This is a genomic window from Corynebacterium timonense, assembly GCF_900105305.1.
Classification (GTDB): domain Bacteria; phylum Actinomycetota; class Actinomycetes; order Mycobacteriales; family Mycobacteriaceae; genus Corynebacterium; species Corynebacterium timonense.
The window spans coordinates 691181-711947 of the sequence record NZ_LT629765.1 but is presented as its reverse complement, the minus strand read 5'-3'; the positions used below and the strand labels follow the sequence as shown (position 1 = coordinate 711947).

At 66.9% G+C, this 20767-nt stretch carries 19 protein-coding genes; 3 read left to right on the top strand and 16 right to left on the bottom strand.

Annotated elements, in window-relative coordinates; all coding sequences use genetic code 11:
* Positions 1-2 precede the first annotated feature (2 nt).
* From BLT81_RS03430 to dapB, 10 genes are all read right to left on the bottom strand, one after another.
* Complete coding sequence (locus BLT81_RS03430; protein WP_019192946.1) at positions 3-383, bottom strand: helix-turn-helix domain-containing protein; 381 nt, start codon at positions 381-383, stop codon at positions 3-5.
* Between the two features lie 8 nt (positions 384-391).
* Positions 392-949 (bottom strand): CinA family protein, encoded by a 558-nt coding sequence (locus tag BLT81_RS03425; protein ID WP_019192947.1) that lies wholly within the window; start codon positions 947-949, stop codon positions 392-394.
* On the bottom strand, positions 942-1502 hold the full coding sequence (gene pgsA, locus BLT81_RS03420; RefSeq protein WP_040420739.1) for a CDP-diacylglycerol--glycerol-3-phosphate 3-phosphatidyltransferase: 561 nt from the start codon (positions 1500-1502) through the stop codon (positions 942-944). Before pgsA ends, BLT81_RS03425 begins: the two co-directional genes overlap by 8 nt.
* Before the next feature lie 101 nt (positions 1503-1603).
* Positions 1604-2779 carry a TerC family protein gene (locus BLT81_RS03415; RefSeq protein WP_040420617.1) on the bottom strand — a complete coding sequence of 392 codons (1176 nt, stop codon included), beginning with the start codon at positions 2777-2779 and terminating at the stop codon, positions 1604-1606.
* Positions 2780-3008: 229 nt separating this feature from the next.
* Positions 3009-5987: a DNA translocase FtsK gene (locus tag BLT81_RS03410; RefSeq protein WP_081582803.1), complete on the bottom strand. Its 2979-nt coding sequence runs from the start codon at positions 5985-5987 to the stop codon at positions 3009-3011.
* 60 nt (positions 5988-6047) lie between these two features.
* A complete protein-coding gene (locus tag BLT81_RS03405; RefSeq protein WP_040420742.1) occupies positions 6048-6680 on the bottom strand; it encodes a TIGR03085 family metal-binding protein in 633 nt (210 codons plus the stop codon).
* Positions 6681-6726: 46 nt separating this feature from the next.
* Positions 6727-8745, bottom strand: coding sequence for a ribonuclease J (locus BLT81_RS03400; protein WP_019192952.1), 2019 nt, complete (start codon positions 8743-8745; stop codon positions 6727-6729).
* A gap of 2 nt (positions 8746-8747) precedes the next feature.
* Complete coding sequence (dapA, locus tag BLT81_RS03395) at positions 8748-9656, bottom strand: 4-hydroxy-tetrahydrodipicolinate synthase (RefSeq protein WP_019192953.1); 909 nt, start codon at positions 9654-9656, stop codon at positions 8748-8750.
* A gap of 57 nt (positions 9657-9713) precedes the next feature.
* The gene (thyX, locus tag BLT81_RS03390; RefSeq protein WP_019192954.1) at positions 9714-10466 is read right to left on the bottom strand and encodes an FAD-dependent thymidylate synthase; all 753 of its coding nucleotides are present in this window, start codon (positions 10464-10466) and stop codon (positions 9714-9716) included.
* Positions 10467-10469: 3 nt separating this feature from the next.
* Positions 10470-11216 carry a 4-hydroxy-tetrahydrodipicolinate reductase gene (dapB, locus tag BLT81_RS03385; RefSeq protein WP_019192955.1) on the bottom strand — a complete coding sequence of 249 codons (747 nt, stop codon included), beginning with the start codon at positions 11214-11216 and terminating at the stop codon, positions 10470-10472.
* Between the two features lie 195 nt (positions 11217-11411).
* Between dapB and BLT81_RS03380 the strand changes: the two genes are divergently transcribed.
* Positions 11412-12071 carry an AMIN-like domain-containing (lipo)protein gene (locus tag BLT81_RS03380; RefSeq protein ID WP_019192956.1) on the top strand — a complete coding sequence of 220 codons (660 nt, stop codon included), beginning with the start codon at positions 11412-11414 and terminating at the stop codon, positions 12069-12071.
* Between the two features lie 66 nt (positions 12072-12137).
* Here the strand turns inward: BLT81_RS03380 and BLT81_RS03375 are convergent, their stop codons facing one another.
* Positions 12138-14408 (bottom strand): polyribonucleotide nucleotidyltransferase, encoded by a 2271-nt coding sequence (locus BLT81_RS03375; RefSeq protein ID WP_019192957.1) that lies wholly within the window; start codon positions 14406-14408, stop codon positions 12138-12140.
* A 231-nt stretch (positions 14409-14639) separates the two neighbouring features.
* Between BLT81_RS03375 and BLT81_RS03370 the strand changes: the two genes are divergently transcribed.
* A complete protein-coding gene (locus BLT81_RS03370) occupies positions 14640-15905 on the top strand; it encodes an Nramp family divalent metal transporter (protein WP_019192958.1) in 1266 nt (421 codons plus the stop codon).
* Between the two features lie 59 nt (positions 15906-15964).
* On the opposite strand, the gene rpsO is transcribed toward BLT81_RS03370, so the two are convergent.
* From rpsO to BLT81_RS03355, 3 genes are all read right to left on the bottom strand, one after another.
* Positions 15965-16234, bottom strand: coding sequence for a 30S ribosomal protein S15 (gene rpsO / locus BLT81_RS03365; RefSeq protein ID WP_019192959.1), 270 nt, complete (start codon positions 16232-16234; stop codon positions 15965-15967).
* A 144-nt stretch (positions 16235-16378) separates the two neighbouring features.
* The gene (locus BLT81_RS03360; RefSeq protein WP_019192960.1) at positions 16379-17335 is read right to left on the bottom strand and encodes a nucleoside hydrolase; all 957 of its coding nucleotides are present in this window, start codon (positions 17333-17335) and stop codon (positions 16379-16381) included.
* Between the two features lie 41 nt (positions 17336-17376).
* Positions 17377-18354 (bottom strand): bifunctional riboflavin kinase/FAD synthetase, encoded by a 978-nt coding sequence (locus tag BLT81_RS03355; RefSeq protein WP_040420618.1) that lies wholly within the window; start codon positions 18352-18354, stop codon positions 17377-17379.
* Positions 18355-18384: 30 nt separating this feature from the next.
* Between BLT81_RS03355 and truB the strand changes: the two genes are divergently transcribed.
* On the top strand, positions 18385-19278 hold the full coding sequence (gene truB, locus BLT81_RS03350) for a tRNA pseudouridine(55) synthase TruB (RefSeq protein WP_019192962.1): 894 nt from the start codon (positions 18385-18387) through the stop codon (positions 19276-19278).
* Here the strand turns inward: truB and BLT81_RS03345 are convergent.
* Both BLT81_RS03345 and BLT81_RS03340 read right to left on the bottom strand, forming a co-directional pair.
* Positions 19275-19955, bottom strand: a complete 681-nt coding sequence (locus BLT81_RS03345) for a 4'-phosphopantetheinyl transferase family protein (RefSeq protein ID WP_019192963.1) — start codon at positions 19953-19955, stop codon at positions 19275-19277. The genes truB and BLT81_RS03345 overlap by 4 nt on opposite strands.
* On the bottom strand, positions 19955-20755 hold the full coding sequence (locus BLT81_RS03340; RefSeq protein ID WP_019192964.1) for a metallophosphoesterase family protein: 801 nt from the start codon (positions 20753-20755) through the stop codon (positions 19955-19957). Before BLT81_RS03340 ends, BLT81_RS03345 begins: the two co-directional genes overlap by 1 nt.
* Between the last annotated feature and the right edge of the window lie 12 nt (positions 20756-20767).

Below are 20767 nucleotides of genomic sequence, written 5' to 3'. Positions count from 1 at the left end.
TCTTAAGCCTCGGCGGCGGCAGGCGCAGCGTGCTCCAGCTCGTCATTGAGCGATTGCAAGGACAGGTTCGAGGCGGCATCGAAGACAACGTCGGCGACGCTGGCCCCCAGCGCGGCGCAAATAGACTGCAGAAGTTCGGAGGAAACTTCCTTCCGCCCGCGCTCGAGTTCGGACAGGTACCCAGAAGACACCATAGCCTCGGCCGCGAGCTGCCGCAAGGAGATGCCTTTGTCGGCCCGGTAGGCGCGCAGCGACATCCCGAGGGCTTCGCGCAGAAGGGGCTCCCGCTGGGGAGAGGATTCACGAAGCGGAGCGCGTTCGGGAGCGGCGGACTGCGCGAGCTGCTGCGTCGGGGTGTCGAGGAGAAGAGTTGTCGTTGCCATCACGTCATTCAACTCCCGAGATCGACCTTTTGTTCCCGCACCGCCGTCAAAGCGCCCCGCAGGGCCGCCTCCACTGCCGCGCGGCGGATGTCGGCTCGCTCACCCGCGAGCACGCGCAGAGGCTCCGGCGCGCCCGGGACAAGGGCGTAGCGTCCGCGGCTGGCCTCGACCAGCTCGGCGGCCGCAGAAGACGCCGTCCAGTGCGGGCCTGCAAGGCCGACCCACACCTCCCCGACCTGATGCCCGTCCTGCGGGTCTGGGCCGGCCACGCCGGTCATCGCGACAGCCCAATCTGCGCCGCACACGCGCTTCGCCCCGCGGGCCATCTCGCGGGCCGTGACGGGAGAGACCGGGCCGTGCTGCGCAAGGACCTCCTCGGGCACGTGCGCGAGGGTCTGCTTCAGATCCGTCGCGTAGGTAATTAACCCTCCGCGCAAGACGTCGGAGGCGCCGGGGACGTCGGCAAGCGTCGCTGCGGCCAGACCAGCCGTGAGGGACTCACAAAAGCAGAGTGTCTGGTTGCGCTGGCGGAGGGCGTCGATAAGCGAAGCGGCGAGGTCACGCATTGGCTTTCCTTGCGTCGAGGAGGTACTGGATTCCGGTGACGACGGTAACAACGACCGCGAGCAACATCACGATGAAGGTGGGCACGTCCATCCACCCCGGCAGCGGGCACAGGTAGAGAGCGACGCCGAGGGCCTGCAGCGCCGTCTTGAGCTTGCCGCCCTTGGACGCGGGCACGACATGGCCGCGGCGCAGCATCCACATTCGCCACAGGGTGATGCCCAGCTCGCGCACGACGATGACCACCGTGATCCACACCGGCAGTGTGGAGGCGATGTTCAGCGTGACAAGAGCCGTGATCATCAGGGCCTTGTCTGCGATCGGGTCGGCAATTTTGCCGAAGTCCGTCACGATCCCCCGCGCCCGAGCGATGTCGCCGTCGAGCTTGTCCGTTGCCATCAGCACAACAAACAGGCCAAAAGCCCACCACCAGTGATGAGAGAGGGCAAGCCAGGCGAAGACGGGGACAAATAGAATGCGTAGCGACGTCAGAACATTCGGCAGGTTCCAGTTCGACGGTGTTGATGGCGTCGCTGCGGGGGTCGGAGTGCTCACGACAACCACACTACCGTTGCCACGCGACCCAGCCAGCCACCCGGCACCGACTGCGCGGCGGGTGGCCTCACCCCGTGTGGCGCACACGCCCTAGGGCGTAGCTACTTCTTCGCGCCTCCCCGCGAGACGTCGAGGTGCTCGGTGTCGCGCGAGCCGGTGGCCGTGTGGTCGCCGCGCCCGGAGGTGGCAGGGTCATCGATCCACTCGAGGTGGTTGCCGTGGCTGTCCACCTTCCGGCGGTTGCCGTGGTCGTCGTAGTCGATGTGCCAGCGCGGCCCGCCCTCCTTCCGGCGGCCGGCTGCGATGTCGATGCGGACCTTGATCACGGAGGCGATCACAGTGACCACGAGGACGCCGACGATGACCAGCAGAGAGGTCACCGTGCCAATCTCCGGCACATCAACGTTCTCGCCGTCGTTGATGAAGGGCAGATTGTTCTCGTGCAGCGCGTGCAGCAGCAGCTTGACGCCGATGAAGCCAAGGATGACGCCGAGGCCGTACGGCAGGTACACCAAGCGGTCGAGCAGACCGGACAGCAGGAAAAACATCTGGCGCAGGCCCATCAGCGCGAAGGCGTTGGCCGTGAAGACGATAAAGGGCTCGGCGGTGATGCCGTAGATCGCCGGGATGGAGTCGAAGGCAAACATCAGGTCGATGAAGCCGATCGCGAGAAGGGCCACGAACAGTGGCGTCGCGGCGCGCTTGCCGGCCTCCGTGACGGAGAACAGCTTGTCGCCGTGGTAGGACTTCGTCACCGGAATCACGCGGCGCAGACCCTTGACAATCGCCATGTCGTTCGGGTCGGTCTCGGGCTGGTCGGTCGCCTCGTCCCACAGCAGCTTCGCCGCGGTGTAGAGCAGGAAGGCGGCGAAGATGTAGAAGACGTCGGACCAGGCTTCGATGATTGCCGCGCCAAGGAGGATGAAGACGAGGCGCATCACAAGAGCGATGATGATGCCTAGCAGCAGCACCTTCTGCTGGTATTTCCGCGGAATACGGAACGAGCCCATGATCAGGGCGAACACGAAGAGGTTGTCGACGGACAACGCGAGTTCGGTGATGTAGCCGGTGTAGTACTGCACACCGTGTTCGGCGTCCCACAGCCACCAGATCATCGCGCCGCACAGGCCGGACATGGCCATGTAAAACAGCGTCCACAGCCCCGCCTCTTTCATCGTGGGCTCGTGCGCTTGGCGCACGTGGGTGGCGAAGTCGAACGCGAAGAAGCCGAGGATGACTGCGCCCGTGACAAGCCAAATCCACACAGGGACATCCATAGAAAACCTCCGGTCAGGAAAAGAAAGGTAGCAGCGTGACCGGAGGTCTCCCCCACCCTCATTCGCAGGGCAGCCCCGCCCGGGGCTCGCTCGAACAAGCGCCGTGTTGACGGTACGGGACGTTTACGGGGTACTCCCCTCCAATGCGAATGCAAGCATACAGCATGCCCCCACGTCCGCGCCCGCTGTGCTCGCCGGGTGGGCGTCGCGACGCCCGTCCACCGCCGCCCTAGAAGGCCCCGCCCGTCGGGTTGTGCCCGGCCTCGATGACGCGAGTGTCCTCGCCCACCGAGCCGCCCTCGCGCTCGTCGACGTCCTTAGGAGCCTCAGCTGGGTCGGCGCCCTTGATCATCCAGATGATGGTGTCGAGCTCCTCCGGCTTGACCAACACCTCGCGCGCCTTCGACCCCTCGGAGGGGCCGACGACCCCGCGCGACTCCATGAGGTCCATGAGCCGGCCGGCCTTGGCGAAACCGATGCGCAGCTTGCGCTGCAGCATCGACGTCGAGCCGAGCTGCGAGGTGACCACGAGCTCAACCGCCTCGAGGAGGTCGTCCATGTCCTTGCCGATGTCGTCGTCGATCACCTTGCTCTCGGACGCCTTCTCCTCGGTCACCCCCTCGATGTAGTCGGGCTCGTCCTGCGCCTTCGCGGCGTCCACCACGGCCTGGATCTCCTCGTCCGTGACAAAGGCGCCCTGCAGGCGCTGGGGCTTGCCCGCGCCCTGCGCGATGAACAGACCGTCGCCCATGCCAATCAGCTTCTCCGCGCCCGCCTGATCGAGAATGACGCGCGAGTCTGTCAGCGACGACGTGGCAAAGGCCAGCCGCGACGGCACGTTCGTCTTGATCAGGCCCGTGACCACGTCGACCGACGGGCGCTGGGTGGCCAGGACGAGGTGGATACCGGCCGCGCGGGCCTTCTGGGTGATGCGCACGATCGAATCCTCGATCTCCTTCGGCGCCGTCATCATGAGGTCGGCGAGCTCGTCGACGACGCACACGATAAACGGGTAGGCGCGCATCTCCCGCTCCGAGCCGGGGGGCGAGGTGAGCTCCCCATTGCGGACCTTCCGGTTGAAGTCTTTGATGTGGCGCACGCGGGCGGACTTCATGTCCATGTAGCGCTGCTCCATCTCCTCCACGAGCCATTGCAGCGCCGCCGCCGCCTTCTTCGGCTGGGTGATGATCGGCGTGATCAGGTGCGGAATGCCCTCGTACGGAGTCAGCTCCACCATCTTGGGGTCGACGAGGATCAGGCGCACCTCCTCCGGCGTCGCTCGCGTGAGCAGCGAGATCAGCAGGGAGTTCACGAACGCTGACTTACCCGAGCCGGTGGAGCCGGCAACGAGCAGGTGCGGCATCTTCTGCACGCTGGAGGCGATGAACTCTCCCTCGATGTCCTTGCCCAGGCCGATAAGCATGGGGTCGTGGTTGGCGGCTACCGAGGGCGCGTCGAGGACGTCGCGAAGCCGCACCATCTCGCGGTCCATGTTCGGCACCTCGATGCCCACAGCAGACTTGCCCGGGATCGGGGTGAGCAGGCGAACGTTATCCGTGGCCACGGCGTAGGCCAGATTGGACTGGAGGTTGGTGATTTTAGAGACCTTCACGCCCGGGCCCAGCTCCACCTCGTAGCGCGTCACTGTCGGCCCGCGGGAGAACCCGGTGACCTGGGCGTCGACGTTGAACTCCTCGAAGACATCGGTGATGGCCTCGATCATCCGGTCGTTGGCCTCGGTACGCGTCTTCGGAGCCGCGCCGGCAACGAGGAGTTCCGTCGACGGGATGTCGTAGTCGGAGGGCTCCTCCGGGGTGCGCGGGGCAGGGGCGGGCGCTGCCGTGTCAAGCTCGGACTTCGGGGTCGACGCGGGAACCGCCGACGCGTCGATGCCGCTACGCGCGATGATCGCCTGCCTCATGGACTCGCGGGACTGCGAGACGGCATCCTCCTTCGACGCTTCGGGGGCAGTCGCCACCGATGCGTTCTCCGCCGTGGGCCGCTCGACAACCTTCGTCTCCTCCGGCTGGTCGCGACGCTCTATCGTCGCGGTGTGCTCGGCGCGGGCAGCGTTATCGCGCATATCGACGCCCTCCTCGGCGTCATCAAACACGTTGGCGCTGCGGTCGCGTTTCCCGCGCAGGCTGCGCGTCGATGCAGCCTCGTTCGTCGGGTAGTTCTCCATGGGGCTACGCCGCGGCTGCGCCCGCGGTGTTGGGCGCGGGCGCGAGCGGGGCTGGCCGGACGCAATGCGCTCGAGGTCGCGGTCCACTCCCGCGTAGAGGTCATCCTCCGCGCCTTCCGGGTCGGGGGTATCGCCTTGGCCGAAGGCCGATCGCAGCACCACTGCGAGGTGGTCGTACGCCTGGCGCACAGTGATACCCGTCGTCTTGAGCGCGCCGAAAATGATCACCAGCGCCAGTAGAGGCACGGCGACGTAGGGCGAGAAGCCCGCGGCCAGACCACCGCCGAGCGCGGCGCCGAGGGCACCGCCCGCGATTTTGCGCCCCTCCCACTCCTCCGGGGTGCCCGCGAGGACGTGGACGAGCCCCAGCATGCCCAGGGTGATGATGCCAATGCCCAGGCTCACCCGCGACCGCACCGACGGGTCGCGGCGCACGTCGAGCATGAGCGCGATGGCCGCCGCCACGAGAGCGACGGGAAGGATGAGCGCGCCGGCGCCAATCACCCAATGGACGCCGTCGGCAATGACGCGTCCGACCGGGCCCGCAATGTCGAACCACACCGACGCGCCGATCACGGCGGCGAGGCCGATGATGACGAGGCCCCACAGGTCGGCTTTCTCCCCATCACGGGACTCCGCCTTGCGCGCGTCCTCCTCGGTGTCGGCGGTCGCCGGTGTGCTGCTCCCCTGCTGCGTGCTCACGTCCTCCTCAAAAAAATCGTCATGGTCGGCGTGGTCACCCGAGGCTTCGGGCCTCCGGGCACTGCCGAACCTCCCCGCCATCGAACGCACTCCGCGGGCCGTGCCGCGGGCGGCCGCACCAATGGTGCTGCCCACAGCCCGGTAGGCAGAGCCCACCCGCTCCTCCGAGGTTTCCGCGGCGACCATGGTCGACGTCGGAGCGTGCGTCATCGACGACGGCACGCCGCCGCGTGCCGAACCCGACCTCGCAGGTCGGATTCGGCTGTTCGGGCCCGCCGGCGGGCGCCCCGAGGAGCGATGCGTGGAGTTTCTGGCAGACATGGGTGTAACTCTAGTACCTTCCGCCTCATTATCCACCTGCGCCACACCGGCCTCGGGTGTCTAGACACCCAACGTGACGACAACCTCGTTCACGAGCGCCTCCGGCCCCTCCACACGCACCTCGACGCTCGTGCGTCCGCTAAGCCACATGAGCAGCTCGCCGGGCGCACCGAACACGCGCACGACGTCGTCGCCGCGGTCGGCCACGCCTCGTTTTCCCCCGATGGTCTCCTGCGGCAGCGCGGGCGGGGTCAAAACCACCGGCGCCGCGACCCCCCTCAACGCCATCTTTCCCATCGCGACGGCGTTGGCCAAGAGTTGCTTCTCGACGCCCTCCCCGAACCGCCTTGGGCGGGCCAGCCCCGCCCCACGGCGCACATCCTCATGGTGAATGAAATGCTCCGCGGTATTGAGCTGCTTGTCCACGCCCCGTAGCAGCGTCGGCGGCCCAGCAGCCCACTCGCGCACGACCTCTTCGTAGTCGCGCTCCTTCTGCCGCGCGGTCTCCTTCTCTAACGCGCCGGCGAACGGCGACAGGAAAATGCCGAGTGCGGCCGCGACCCGATTTTCCCGGATAAAGAGGTGGACGGCGAGGTCGCGGGTGTTCCACCCCTCGCAAAGGGTTGGGGCGTCGGGTCCGACGTCGATAAGCAGCTCAGCGAGGCACTCTCGTTCGGTGGAGGCAAAAGACATGGGCGCCAGCATACGCTGGGGCCCAGACACGCTGCTTCTCCCGTGTCTACAGCGACTCGCGGGTCGCCTCGATGTCGTCGTCGTCGACAGGCGCGTTGTCCGCGGCCATCGGCACGACGGTCGGAAGAATCACCGGCTCGCGCTTGTATTTCTGCTCGATGGCGCGCGAGACCTTGCGGCGCAGCTGCTGCACCATGCGGTACGGATCGTTCTCGCCCTCGGCGGCGAGATCGCCCATGACCGTCTCCACGCCTTCGACGACCTTTTTGTTGAAGTCCCGGTCGTCCTCCGAAAAACCGGTCGTGGACACGCGCGGGGTCTCCAACAGCCGACCGGTGCGGTCGTCGATGACACAGGTGATGGAGACAACGCCGCCGGAGGCGAGGCTCGTGCGGTCGGCGAGCACGTCCGGGTCGACGTCGCCCATGGTCACGCCGTCCACGTAGAGCTGGCCCACCTGGTACTGGCCGACGACGTTGATCTTGCCGTTGACGAGGTCGACGACGACGCCGTTCTGCGCCAGCGCCGTGTTCTCAGGCTTGACACCAGTGGAGATTGCGAGCTCCTTGTTCGCGCGCATGTGGCGCCACTCGCCGTGCACCGGCATAGCGTTCTTCGGGCGGGCGGCGTTGTACAGGAAGAGCAGCTCGCCAGCGTAGCCGTGGCCAGAGGCGTGCACGTGCGCGTCCGCGCTGGTGACCACTTCGGCCCCGATCTGGGCCAGGTTGTTGGTCACGGCGAAGACAGCCTCTTCGTTGCCCGGGATAAGCGAGGACGACAGGATGATGAGATCGCCGTCGCGCACCGTGATCTGGCGGTGCTCGCGCCGCGCCATGCGCGACAGCGCCGCCATCGGCTCGCCCTGGGTGCCGGTGGTGATAAGCGCAACCTTGTGCGGCGCCATCTTCGCGGCCTCCTCGATGGGCACAATCGTGCCCTTCGGGGCCTTCAGCAAGCTCATCTTCTCCGCAATCTCCATGTTGCGGATCATCGAACGGCCGTTGAACGCCACCTTGCGGCCGTCGGCCACGGCGGCATTGATGGCCATCTGCACGCGGGACACGTTCGACGCGAAAGAGGCGATGATGACGCGCTGCTTCGCCCCCGCCACGAGGCGGGTCAGCGTCTGCTCGATACCCGCCTCCGAGACCGAGATACCCGGCACGGTCGCGTTGGTGGAATCACACATGAACAGGTCGATGCCCTCGTCACCGAGGCGCGACAGCGCGGGCAGGTCGGTCGGCTTGCCGTCGAAAGGCGTCTGGTCGAGCTTGATGTCGCCCGTCATGACAACGTGGCCGGCGGGCGTCTTGATGGACACGCCCAGGCACTCCGGGATGGAGTGGTTCACGTGCCAAAAGCGCACGTGGAAGGGGCCGACGGTGATGTCGGAGTCCTTGTTCACCTCGTGCAGTTTCGGCTTCTGGCGGTGCTCCTGCGTCTTCGCCGAGATCAGCGCGTTGGTAAAGCGGGACGAGTAGATCGGGATGTCCGGGCGCAGCTTGAGCAGCCACGGAATCGCGCCGATGTGGTCCTCGTGGCCGTGCGTGACCACGAGGGCCTCGACCTTGTCTAGCCGGTTTTCGATCGGGCCGAAGTCCGGGAGCACCAAGTCGACGCCCGGCTCGTTCGAGTTGGGGAAGAGCACGCCGCAGTCCACGATGAGCAGGTGCCCGTTGTACTCGAACACGGTCATGTTTCGCCCGATTTCGGAGATGCCGCCCAGCGCGTAGATGCGCAGGCCGTTCTGCGGAGCTTTCGGCGGCGCCGGGAGGCGCTTGGTCAGGTCCGCACCCTGGCGGGACTTCACCGGGTTGCGGCGGCCGCCGCCGCTCCCGCCACGGCCGCGGCCACGGCCGCGGCGGTTCCGGGAACGGTTGCCGTTGGCGCCATTGCCGCCCGAGTTTCCATCGGAGCCCGACGCGCCTTTCCCGTTGTGGCCGTTGTTGCCGTTGTCGCGGGCGGGCTCGCTGTCCGGGGCCTGGAAGACCGGCTGCTGATCAGCGGGTTCCGGCGGACCAGCCTTGCGGGTCACCTTTCGGGTCCGGTTGCGGGGTTCGTTCATACTTAGAGGACTCCAGCCTTTTCCATGTCTGAGCGGAGGCCCTCGACCTGCTCCTGTGTCGCGGATGCGACCGGTAGGCGGGGGTCTCCTACGTCGATGCCCTGCAAGCGCAGAGCAGCCTTTGCAAAAGTTGCGCCACCGAGGAGTGCCTGCTGGCGAGCGAGCACGTCGATGGTCGTGGCGTTGATTTCCCGCGCGCGGGCGAGGTCGCCTTCCTCGAAGCTTTGTATCATGTCTCGCAACTGACGCGGGGCAGCGTGACCGATCACGGAGATGACACCGGTCGCGCCGACAGACAGCCACGGCAGATTGAGAGGATCGTCGCCAGAATACCAGGCCAGGCCCGTCTCCTGAATGAGGGGTGCGGCTTGGAAGAAGTTGCCCTTGGCGTCCTTGAGTCCTTGGATCGTGGGGATCGCGGCAAGTTCACGGATCGTGGCTTCTTCCAACGCCAAGCCGGTCCGCCCCGGAATGTCGTAGAGGCAGATCGGCAGATCTGTTGCCCCCGCGACCTCGCGGTAGTGGGCCACCAGGCCCGCCTGCGAGGGCTTGGAGTAATACGGCGTGACCACGAGGAGCGCATCGGCGCCCGCCTCCTTGGAGGCGACAGCCAGCTCCACCGTGGTGCGCGTGCTGTTGGTGCCCGCGCCGGCAATCAACGTGGCACGGTCTCCGACCTCTTCGCGCACCGCCTTGAGCAGAGCGACCTTTTCCGCCGGGGTCGTCGTCGGTGACTCGCCGGTCGTGCCGGCAAGCACCAGAGAGTCAACCCCGTTGTCGACGAGGTGGGCTGCCAGCTTTCGACCCGCGTCGAGGTCGAGCTCGCCCTGGGGATCAAAGGGGGTGACCATGGCGACGGAGACGACGCCAAAAACATCAGCACCGGTGCTGGCTTTCGTTGAAATGCCCATAACCGCTTAGGTTACCTGCTCGCCCCCGCGGTCGCGTCACTACCGCGCCGGAGCGCCTTATTGGACGTACGGGCTCGTCGCCATTTTCGTTCCGTCGGCAAGTTCGCTGACAAGGAAGTCGTCGAAAAGCGACGGCGCTGTCTCGCGGAGAATCTCTAAGCACGCCACGGCGAGGCGGCGGATTTCAGCATCCGCGTGCTCCGAGGCCCGAGCCGCGATGAATTCGCGCCAGGCCCGGTAGTTGCCCGTGACCACAAAACGCGTCTCGGTGGCGTTCGGCAGAATCGCCCGCGCCGCCTGGCGGGCCTTCTTTCGGCGCAGTAGTGCGTTTGGCTCCGCTGCGCTGTCCTCCTCGAGGGCGTTCAGCAGCTCGTCGTAGACAAAACGGGTCTCGTCGACCGCGCGGACGAACAGATCACGCAGTTGCGGGTCCGCCTCGATTGCGGCGGGGACGACAACCTCGCTCTCTGCTGCCGGCACGTACCGCTGGCTCAGCTGGGAAAACGACAGGTGGCGGTGCCGCAAAAGTTCGTTGCCCGCGGCCCGCGACAACCCGCGGATGTAGAGGGTGGCCGTGGCGTGCTCAAGAAGCGCGTCGTGGCCAACCTCGATGATGTGGTGCACATACGCGTCGTTCGCCGCGGTGTGCGGGTTGGGACGGTCGAAGGTTTCGTAGCACGCGCGCCCCGCGAACTCGACCACGTTTTCCACCGGCGTCGCAGCCTCATCCGGCTCCCAGTCGACGCCGGTCGGGGGCGTAAATCGCGTCGCGGCGACAAGCTGGACGTCGAGGTTCGATGCTACCGCCATGACCTACAGCCCCAGGTAGGCGTCGAGTCCCACCGTCAGGCCGGGGTGGTCCGCGACCTTCTGGATGCCCTCCACGACTCCCGGGACGAAGGACTCGCGCCCGTAGGAGTCTTGGCGGATGGTCAGGGACTGGTCGCGGGTTCCAAAGATGACCTCCTCGTGGGCGACCATGCCGGTCATTCGCACCGCGTGTACCTTCACCCCGTCGACGTCGGCGCCGCGGGCCCCGTCAAGGGACTGCTCGGTCGCGTCCGGGATCGTGCCCAGGCCAGCCTCGCGGCGGGCCTCGGCAATGCCCTGTGCGGTCTTCGTCGCCGTGCCGGAGGGTGCGTCCAGTTTGTTCGGGTGGTGGTACTCAACCACCTCGGCGGATTCAAAGTAGGGGGCGGCCTGGCGCGCGAACGCCATCGTCAGCACGGCCGAAATAGCGAAGTTTGGCGCGATGAGAACGCCGACCTCTGGTTGTTCCTCCAACCAGGCACGCACCTGCTCGTACCGGCCATCATCGAACCCCGTCGTGCCCACGACGCAATGGATGCCGTGGCCGATGCAGAACTTGAGGTTGTCCATCACCGCCGCCGGCGTCGTGAAATCCACCACCACGTCGACGCCGTTGTCGGTGAGAAGCTCGAGGGAATCGCCGTGGTCAACCTCTGCTACGAGCTCGAGCCCCTCAACGTCCTTCACTCCCGCTACGACGGCCGAGCCAACCCGGCCCTTCGCTCCGAGTACTCCTACCTTGATAGCCATACCGGCGCTCCTTCCACTCTCGTGTGTCGTCTCTCCGGCCACTTTACGGCCTCCGCGCGGTTGGCCGCTGGGACGGTAGCCAGTTCCGAGGTTCCGCAGTATTCCCCTTCTCTCGCAGCCGCGCTCGGTCACAATTGCCTCACGGTACATGCAACGTCACACGGCGTGGTTTCGACCGAGATTAAGGTAGGGCTTATGAGACATATCGCCACCTCCCCCGTCCCCCTAGCCGCGCTCATCGCCACCGCCGCGCTGGGTCTCGGCGCATGCTCGCCTGCCGACAACTCCGCCGAGCCCGCGGCCACCGTTACCGAGACGACCGCCGAGACGTCCACCACCACCGCGACCACGGAGGCGAGCGTCGCGGCCCCGGCGACGACGACGCACGTCGCGGCTACCGACGAAGAAGCCGCCTCCGCGCAGCAGTTCACCACTGCCCGCACCGAACAACCGATGCGCGGCGGCCCCGAGCTGGTCATCAACGATATCCGTCTGGCCACCCACGACGGCTTCGACCGCGTCGTCTTTGAGTACGCGGGCCCTGGCCTTCCCGGCTTCATCGTGGGCTACACCCCAGAGCCCCGGCAGCAGGCATCGGGCCATCTGCTTGAGGTGGTCGGCAACGCCTACCTCGAGGTCATGATCCAGGGCACGCCGATGGGGCTGTTCAGCCCGGACGATGAGCTGAACCAACCCGGCCCGATGAACCGAGCGGCGGGGACGGTGCAGGGCATCACCCACGGGGCGGTCTTCGAGGCGGATTCGCAGTACGTCATCGGCCTCGACCAAGAGCGGCCCTTCCACGCCTACACCCTCGAGAATCCGCCGCGCGTGGTCGTGGACATCCAACGCTAACAGCGCTCGGGGTGCACCCCGCCCGGCCGCCGGGTGGGCGGACCCGCGACGGCGCGAGTCCTCGGGTTAGTCTTCGACGGGGACGAGGGAGATCTTGCCGCGGTTGTCGATGTCCGCGATCTCGACCTCAATGCGCTCGCCCACGGTAACCACGTCGTCGACATTCTCAACGCGCTTGTTGCCGCCGAGCTTCGAAATGTGGATGAGCCCGTCGGTGCCCGGAAGGATGGACACAAACGCGCCAAAGGCGACGGTCTTCACAACGGTACCGAGGTAGCGCTCGCCCACCTTCGGCATCTGCGGGTTCGCGATGCCGTTGATGCGCTCAATGGCGCTATCGGCAGCCTCCCCGGAGGAGGCCGAGACGTAGATCGTGCCGTCATCCTCGATGGAGACCTCGGCTCCGGTCTCCTCGGTGATCTGGTTGATGGTCTTGCCCTTCGGGCCGATCACCTCACCGATCTTGCTCACCGGCACCTTGATGGTGGTGATCTTTGGGGCCAGGGCGCTCATCTCGTCTGGGCCGTCGATGACCTCGGCCATCGTGTCCAGGATGGCCTCCCGCGCGTCGCGCGCCTGCTCAAGCGCGGCGGCAAGGACGCCAGAGGGGATCCCGTCGAGCTTGGTATCCAGCTGCAGCGCGGTAATGAACTCTCGGGTGCCCGCCACCTTGAAGTCCATGTCGCCGAAGGCGTCCTCGGCCCCGAGGATGTCGGTAAGGGTGACGTACTCGGTCTCGCCGTCAACCTCGCCGGAAACGAGGCCCATCGCGATGCCTGCCACCGGCGCCGCCAGCGGCACGCCTGCGTTGTACAGCGACAGGGTCGAGGCGCACACAGACCCCATGGACGTCGAGCCGTTCGAGCCCAGCGCCTCAGAGACCTGGCGAATGGTGTAGGGGAACTCCTCCTTGGAAGGGATCACCGGCACGAGCGCGCGCTCGGCGAGCGCTCCGTGGCCGATCTCACGACGCTTCGGGGAGCCGACGCGCCCGGTCTCGCCGGTGGAGTACGGCGGGAAGTTGTAGTGGTGGATGTAGTGTTTGGACGTCTCCGGGGACAACGAGTCCACCGTTTGCTCCATCTTCAGCATGTCCAGGGTGGTCACCCCGAGGATCTGGGTCTCGCCGCGCTCGAACAGCGCCGAGCCGTGGGCCCTCGGGATGAGCTCGACCTCGACCTCGAGGTCGCGGATGTCGGTGACGCCGCGTCCGTCGATGCGGAAGCCCTCGGTCAGAATCTTCTCGCGCACAATCGCCTTCATCAGGGCGTTGTACGCAGCACGGATTTCCTTCGACGCGGCGCGCTCTTCGTCCTTGTCATCGTCGTCGATGTCGAAGTCGTCGAGCAGGTCATCCTCGATGTCGGCCATGTACGCATTGGTGGCGTCGTCACGCTCCTGCTTGCCCTTGATCGTGAGCAGCTTCGCCAGCTTCTTCGCGGCCTTCTTCTCCACGGCCTTGTAGACCTTGTCGCTGTAGGGCGGGAAGAGCTCGAACTCCTGCGTCTCCTTCGCTGCCTTCTCCGCCAGAGAGGCCTGGGCCTCGCAGAGGGTGCGGATGTATGGCTTCGCCGCCTCCAAGCCCTCGGCGACAGTCGCCTCCGTCGGCGCGGGGGCACCGTGTGCAATCTGCGTGACGACGTTGACCCCGGCGCCCGCCTCAACCATCATGATCGCCACGTCGGCCGCGCCCTTGCGCTCAACGATGCGCCCGGCAACAACCATCTCAAACAGGCAGCGCTCGTGCTGAGCGTGGTTCGGGAAGGCCACCCACTGCCCCTCCGGGTGCTTGTCGTCGGCCACGAGCGCCATGCGCACGCCCCCGACCGGGCCGGAGACCGGCAAGCCGGAGAGCTGGGTGGCGGCGGAGGCACCGTTGATGGCCACCACGTCGTAGTATTCCTGCGGGTCCATCGAGAGCACGGTGATAATCACCTGCACCTCGTTGCGCAACCCCTTGACAAAGGTGGGGCGCAGCGGGCGATCGATGAGGCGGCATGCCAAAATAGCCTCGGTGGAGGGGCGGCCTTCGCGGCGGAAGAAAGAGCCGGGGATGCGGCCGGCGGCGTACATGCGCTCCTCGACGTCAACGGTCAGCGGGAAGAAATCGAAGCCTTCGCGCGGGTTGTTGGAGGCCGTCGTGGTGGCCAGCATCATCGTGTCGTCGTCGAGATAGGTGGTCACGGACCCGCCCGCTTGGCGGGCCAGCTGCCCGGTTTCAAAACGGATGGTGCGGGAGCCGAAGTCACCGTTGTCCAGCACGGCGACCGCTTCGGTGGTGCCGTAGTCCTCGTCGACATAGACGTCCGAGGTGTTCTTGGGGGTGAAAGTGCTCAAAGGATCCCTCTCTGTGGTGTCCGGGCGATCATCGGTGCCGCCCCTCGTTTCTGTGTCCTTGCAACGGCACCCAACCTTACCAGGCGCTTTGGCACATCGCCCAGCTCGCCCGATTCGCCCGCCTGCACCCCGCGCGCCCGGTAGCATGAGACAGCACTAATTTTCCCCACCATAGTTTCCACGGGCGGCCCCCGGTGCTCCCGGATTCACGATGCCCAGCAAGGAGGAACCGTGAGCAGCGCAGCTCCCACCCCACCGGCCCCTGCCGAACCCGCCACCAAATGGTCCGTCATCGGCCCCGGCCTCGTCGCCGCCGCCACCGGGGTCGGCTCGGGCGACCTCGTGGCCACGCTCATCGCCGGCCAGAAGTACGGCTACGCCCTGCTCTGGGCGTGCATCGCGGGCTCGATCATGAAGATCGTGCTCGTCGAGGGCGTCGGGCGCTACACCCTGGCCACCGGCAACACCATGTTCCACGGGTGGCGCCAGCTCGGGCGCTGGACCAGCTGGTACTTCGTGCCGTACATCATCGTCTGGGGCTTCGTCTACGGCGCTGCCGCAATGAGCGCCTCGGCCATGCCCCTGAAGGCGCTCTTCCCCGGCACCAGCCTGGAGATGTGGGCTGTGCTCACCGGCCTGCTCGGCTTCGGCTTCACCTGGCTGGGAAAGTACCGCACCTTCGAGAAGATCATCGCCGTCCTCGTCGGCGTCATGTTCCTCACTGTCTGCGGCATCGCCACGCTGTCGCTGTCGAACCTGCCGGAGATCCTCCGCGGTCTGGTGCCCACGATCCCCGAGGGCTCCTTCGTCTACGTGCTCTCGCTGGCCGGCGGCGTCGGCGGCACCATCACGCTCGCCGCCTACGGCTACTGGCTCACCGAGAAGAACTGGCGCGGGCCCGCGTGGATGCGCGTGATGCGACTGGACAACACCGTCGCCTACATCGTCACCGGCATCTTCGTGGCGGCCATGCTCGTCATTGGGGCCGACCTGCTCTACTCCGCCAACATCGCCGTCTCGCAGGGCGACCGCGGCCTGCTCGACCTTGCCAACGTTCTCGAGCAGCGCTACGGGCCCACCATGGCCAAGGTCTTCCTCCTCGGGTTCTGGGCCGCGGCCTTCTCCTCCGTCCTCGGTGTGTGGAACGGGGTCTCCCTCATGTTCGCCGATTTCGTCGGCCACGCCAAGCGCCTGCCCGCCGACCACCCCGACATCCACGTCGGCGGGCGCTACTACCGCTGGTACCTCCTCTGGCTCACGTTCCCGCCGATGCTGCTGTTCTTCCTCGGCAAGCCCACCGCCCTCGTCATCGCCTACGGCGTCCTCGGCGCGTTGTTCATGCCCTTCCTCGGGCTGACGCTCCTGCTCCTGCTCAACTCGCGCCACACCCCCAAGCCGTGGCGCAACGGCTGGGTGGCCAACGCCCTCATGGCGCTGATCTCGGCGGCGTTCGTCTACATCTGCGCCACCGAGCTGTGGAAGATGCTGCCCTTCTAAGGAAACGAAAAACCGCCCGACGCCGGAGGGCGGGGCGGTGAGACGCTGCGCTGCGCGGACTAACGGCGCAGGCCCAAGCGGGAGATCAGGTCGCGGTAACGCTCAACGTTGTTCTCGCGCAGGTACTTCAGCAGACCACGGCGGCGGCCGACCAGCAGCAGCAGGCCGCGGCGGGAGTGGTGGTCGTGCTTGTGGGTCTTCAGGTGCTCGGTGAGGCCGTTGATGCGCTCGGTGAGCAGGGCGACCTGGGCCTCGGGGGAGCCGGTGTCGGTCTCGTGCAGGCCGTAGTTCTTCAGGATCTCGGACTTCTTCTCAGCGGTCAGCGCCATGAGTTACTCCTTGGTTTTTCAGTTCGCACTCCATGTGTCGGCGGCCGGACGGGACCGCTGCGAACCGCAGTCGCTGTACGTGTGTCCGGCGCCAAGCGTTCAGAGTAACAAAACGGGACCCGTGGCCAAAATCCCGCCTTCGCGTTAGTCGGTGGCCGCCGCGACGGCGGTGAGCCGGCGCATGAACTCGCCCAGGAAACGCTCCGTGTCCACGGCCACGGCCACGTGTGCAGTCTTGACCGCGTCGTTTAGGCGGGTCTCGTCGCCGATCGTGCGCCCGCGGGTCGGCCCCGCGGTGTCAGTCTTGAGGTTGATATCCACGAGCGTCACCAGGGAGGGGTCGACGGCGACGGCGACGGCCAGAGGGTCGTGCAGCCCGCAGCCGCCCAAGTGCGGCGCGGTGGTCTCGTAGGCCTTGATGTAGTAGTTCGTCGCCGCGGCCAAAAAGTCACCGCCCCGCGTGCCCAGCGCCTCCCAGCGGGCGGTCTCGGCCGTGGTGAGCAGGGTTTGGAGGGTGACGTCGAGGCCGATCATGGTCACGTCGGCAGCGCGGCGGAAGAGCAGGTCCGTGGCCTCCGGATCCTGGTTCACGTTCGCCTCCGCCCACGGTGAGACGTTGCCGGGCACGGTAAGGGCGCCGCCCATCATGACGATGTGCGCCTTCTCGGCGAACGTCTCGGAGGCGTCGATGGCCGCGGCGATCGTCGTGGAAGGGCCCGTGGGAACGATGACGAGGTCGTCGCCGTAACGCTCGACGGACTCGACAAGGAAGTCGACGGCCGAGGTCTCCTCGGGCGCCCGGGAAGCGTCGGGAAGCGTGGCCTCGCCCACGCCGTTGGCACCGTGGATAAACGCGGAGATCTCGAGGACCTCGAAGGAATCGCGCTCGCGCGCGTGACCGGGCCCGGCGAAGACGGGGACGTCCGTGCGCCCGAACAGCTCAAGGATGGCAAGCGAATTGCGCACGCCGTCCTCCACGGTGACGTTGCCGTAGGTACCCGTCACGCCGATGAGCTCACACTCTTCGCTGCCGAGGGCGTACGCGAGGGCGAGGGCGTCGTCGATGCCGGTGTCGAGGTCAAGGATGATTTTGCGGGCCACGAGGGCTCCTTCCAGCTCAGCGGTGTTAGTTCAGGCGGTACTCAGGGTTGAAGGTTCAAGATCTCGCGCGTGCGGGCGACGTCGCGGGCCATATTCTCGAGGAGCTCTCCGACGGAATCGAACTTCTGCATGTCGCGGACCTTGCCCACAAACTCTACGCGGGCGACGCGGCCGTACAGGTCGGCCTCCCGGTCGAGAATGAAGGACTCGACGCTGCGCTGGTTGTCGCCGAAGGTGGGGTTCATGCCCACGGAGATCGCCGCCGGGTAGCGCAGGCCGGGTTCCATGTCGCCCTCGATCGGCTCGTCTCCGAGGATGGTCAGCCAGCCGGCGTAGACGCCGTCGGCGGGCAGCGCGGTGACGTCCTCGACGTACTGGTTCGTCGTGGGGTAGCCCAGCTCGCGGCCGCCGCGCCCCGCGCCGCGCTCGACGGTGGCCGTCACGGCGAAGGGCCGGCCCATGTAGTCGCGGGCAACGTCGATGTTGCCCGCCGCAAGCTCGCTGCGGATGGCGGTGGAGCAGATGCGGGAGCCGCCGTCGTCAAGCAAGCCCACGATGGTGACGTCGAAATGATGCTCCCGGCCGAGCTGTGCCATGGTTTCCGCGGAACCTGCGGCGTCGCGCCCGAACGTGAAGTTCTCCCCCACCACCACGTGGCGTGCGTTGAGCCGCCCGAGAAGCGTCTCGGTGACGTAGTCCCGCGGGCTGTCCCCGGCCAGCTCCTTGCGGAAGTCGATGACGAGGAGGTAATCGACACCGAGGGACGAGATAAGGCGCGCGCGCTCCTCCAGGCTGACCAAGGCAGCCGGGGCGTGCTCGGGGGCGAAGATGGAGACGGGGTGGGGCTCGAAGGTCATAACCACGCTGGGCACGCCGTGGCGGCGCGCCTCCTCAACCGCCCGGGAAATGAGCAGCTGGTGGCCCCTGTGCACGCCGTCAAAGACACCGATGGTGACCACCGTGCCGTCCGGGCGACCGAATCCTTCCGGTACCTCGTCCAGTCCGCGCAAAATATCCACGGGGGATAGACTACGGCATACTGGTGTGCCATGACCGATCCCCTTGCTAGCTCAGGCATCGTCGTCGTCGACAAACCCGCCGGCATGACAAGCCACGATGTGGTCGCCCGCCTCCGACGCTCCTTTCACACACGCAAGGTCGGGCACGCCGGCACCTTGGACCCGATGGCCACGGGCGTGCTCGTCCTCGGCATCGAGCGCGGCACGAAGCTCCTCGCCCACCTTGTCGCCCACGACAAGGTCTACGCCGCGACCATCCGCCTCGGCGCCAGCACGACCACCGACGACGCCGAGGGCGAGGTCACCTCAACCGCGGGCGCCGCGGACGTGAGCGAAGCCGCCGTCCGCGCCGGCATCGCGCGGCTGAGCGGGGAGATCATGCAGGTCCCCGCGTCCGTCTCCGCGATCAAGATTGGCGGGCGCCGCGCCCACGAGCTCGCGCGGGCGGGCCTTGAGGTCGACATTCCCGCCCGTCCCGTCACCATCTATTCCTTCGACGTGCGCGATATCCGCCGCGCTGCGCCCTACCTCGACGTCGACGTGCGCGTGCACTGCTCCTCCGGCACCTATATCCGCTCGCTCGCGCGCGACCTCGGCGCCGACCTCGGCGTCGGCGGCCACCTCACCGCCCTGCGCCGCGAGGCCGTCGGCAGCTTCACGCTTGACGACGCCCACGGGCTGCCCCACCTCGACGAGCAGCCCACGCTCAGCCTCACACTCGACGAGGCCCTCGCCCGCGCGTGGCCCGTCATGCCCGTCACGCAGGACGAGTACGAGGCACTGGCGATGGGCAAATGGCTCGAGCCGCGCGGTCTCACCGGCGTCCACGCGGCCGTCGGGCCCGACGGGCGCGCGGTCGCTCTGGTGAAGGAGAAAGGCGCGCGGCTGGTGACGGTCTTCGTCGCGCGCCCCTCGACGCTCTAGCCGGCGAACTTAGCCTGCAGCGAACGCGTAACAAAGGCGGAGGCGATAATGTAGCCGCCGCGTTTTTCCCACCTGCCCTCGAAAAACGGCACGGGCGTGGGCCGAGTGAGGATGTAGGCCAAGAAGGTGCCGTCTGGGCGGATATCCATCTCCGCGTCAGCAAACCCGAGCCAGCGCCGGGTCATCGGGAACCAGCACTTGTACGTCGCCTCCTTGGCGCAGAAGGTCAGCCGGTCAGCCCAGTCCATTCCGCAGTCGCGCAGCTTGTCGATGCGCACACGCTCCCTGCCGTTGGCGATCTCCCCGACGACTTCCTCCGGAAGCGGCTTTGCGGGCTCAACGTCGAGGCCAATGGAGACCACATGGCGCGTGTGAGCCGCCACCGCCGCCCGGAAGCCCTCGGTGTGGGTCAGCGAACCCGTGTAGCCGTCCGGCCACAGCGGCATCCCCCGCTCGCCGCGCAGGATCGCCTCCTCGGAGTCCACCCCCAGCTCGCGCAGCGCCTGGTGGGCGCACCAACGCGCGTCGCCGAACTCCCCCTTGCGCGCATCCACCGCCTGGCTGACCAAGCGCTGCTCTTCTGGGTGCAGCTCCCAGTAGTTCGTCAGGTCGCGCCCGTCGCCCGTGCGGATATACACGTACCGCGAGTGCGGTGGGAAAAGGTCGAGGTCCTGCATCACCGGCGCACCTCCATCACCGGGTAAGGCCAGGGGGCGCGGCGGGCACGGTGCTGCCACTCGCGCGGGTACCCGAGCGACACCTCGATATGGTCGATTCCGTCGACGACGGTTACGCCGGGCATGTGCAGGTGCCCGTAGACCACGGCGCGGGCATTGTAGCGTCGCGCCCAGGTGCGGGTGTGGCGGGTGCCGCACCACAGGGCCACCTCGGACCATTTCATGCGCATCACGGGCTCCTGAACAAGGGGCCAATGGTTGATGAGCACCGTGGGCCCCTCGATACGCGACAGGCGTTTCGTCGTGTACGCGAGGCGATCCCAGCACCACGCGCGGATGTCCACGAAGGGGGCGATGGCGAACTCGTCGGTCATCATGATGTTCTTCTCGCGCGCGGCGGACACCGCCTCCTGCACCGTCAGGTTTGGGCCTCGAAAAGAGTAGTCGTACAGGGTAAACAGCGGCGCGATGGTCACCCCGTGGAACACCGGGTACGGATCCTCCGGGGTGATCACCCCGATCTCGCGCGCGGCCTGAACCAGGGCGGCGTACTTCTCGCGGCCCCGGTAGCGGTCGGCCGAGCGCGAAAACAGCTCGTGGTTGCCCGGGGACCAGATTACGGTGTCGAAGCGCCCGGCGAGGTCAGCCAGCACATCGACGATCAGCTCGAATCTCTCCGCGACGTCACCGGCAACGATGAGCCAGTCCGACGGGTCGGTCGGCTGGATCTGCCGGATCTTGGGGGCGTTCGCCGTCACCGCGGCGTGCAGATCCGCCACGGCCCACAACGTCGTGGTCATGCCCTCTATGCC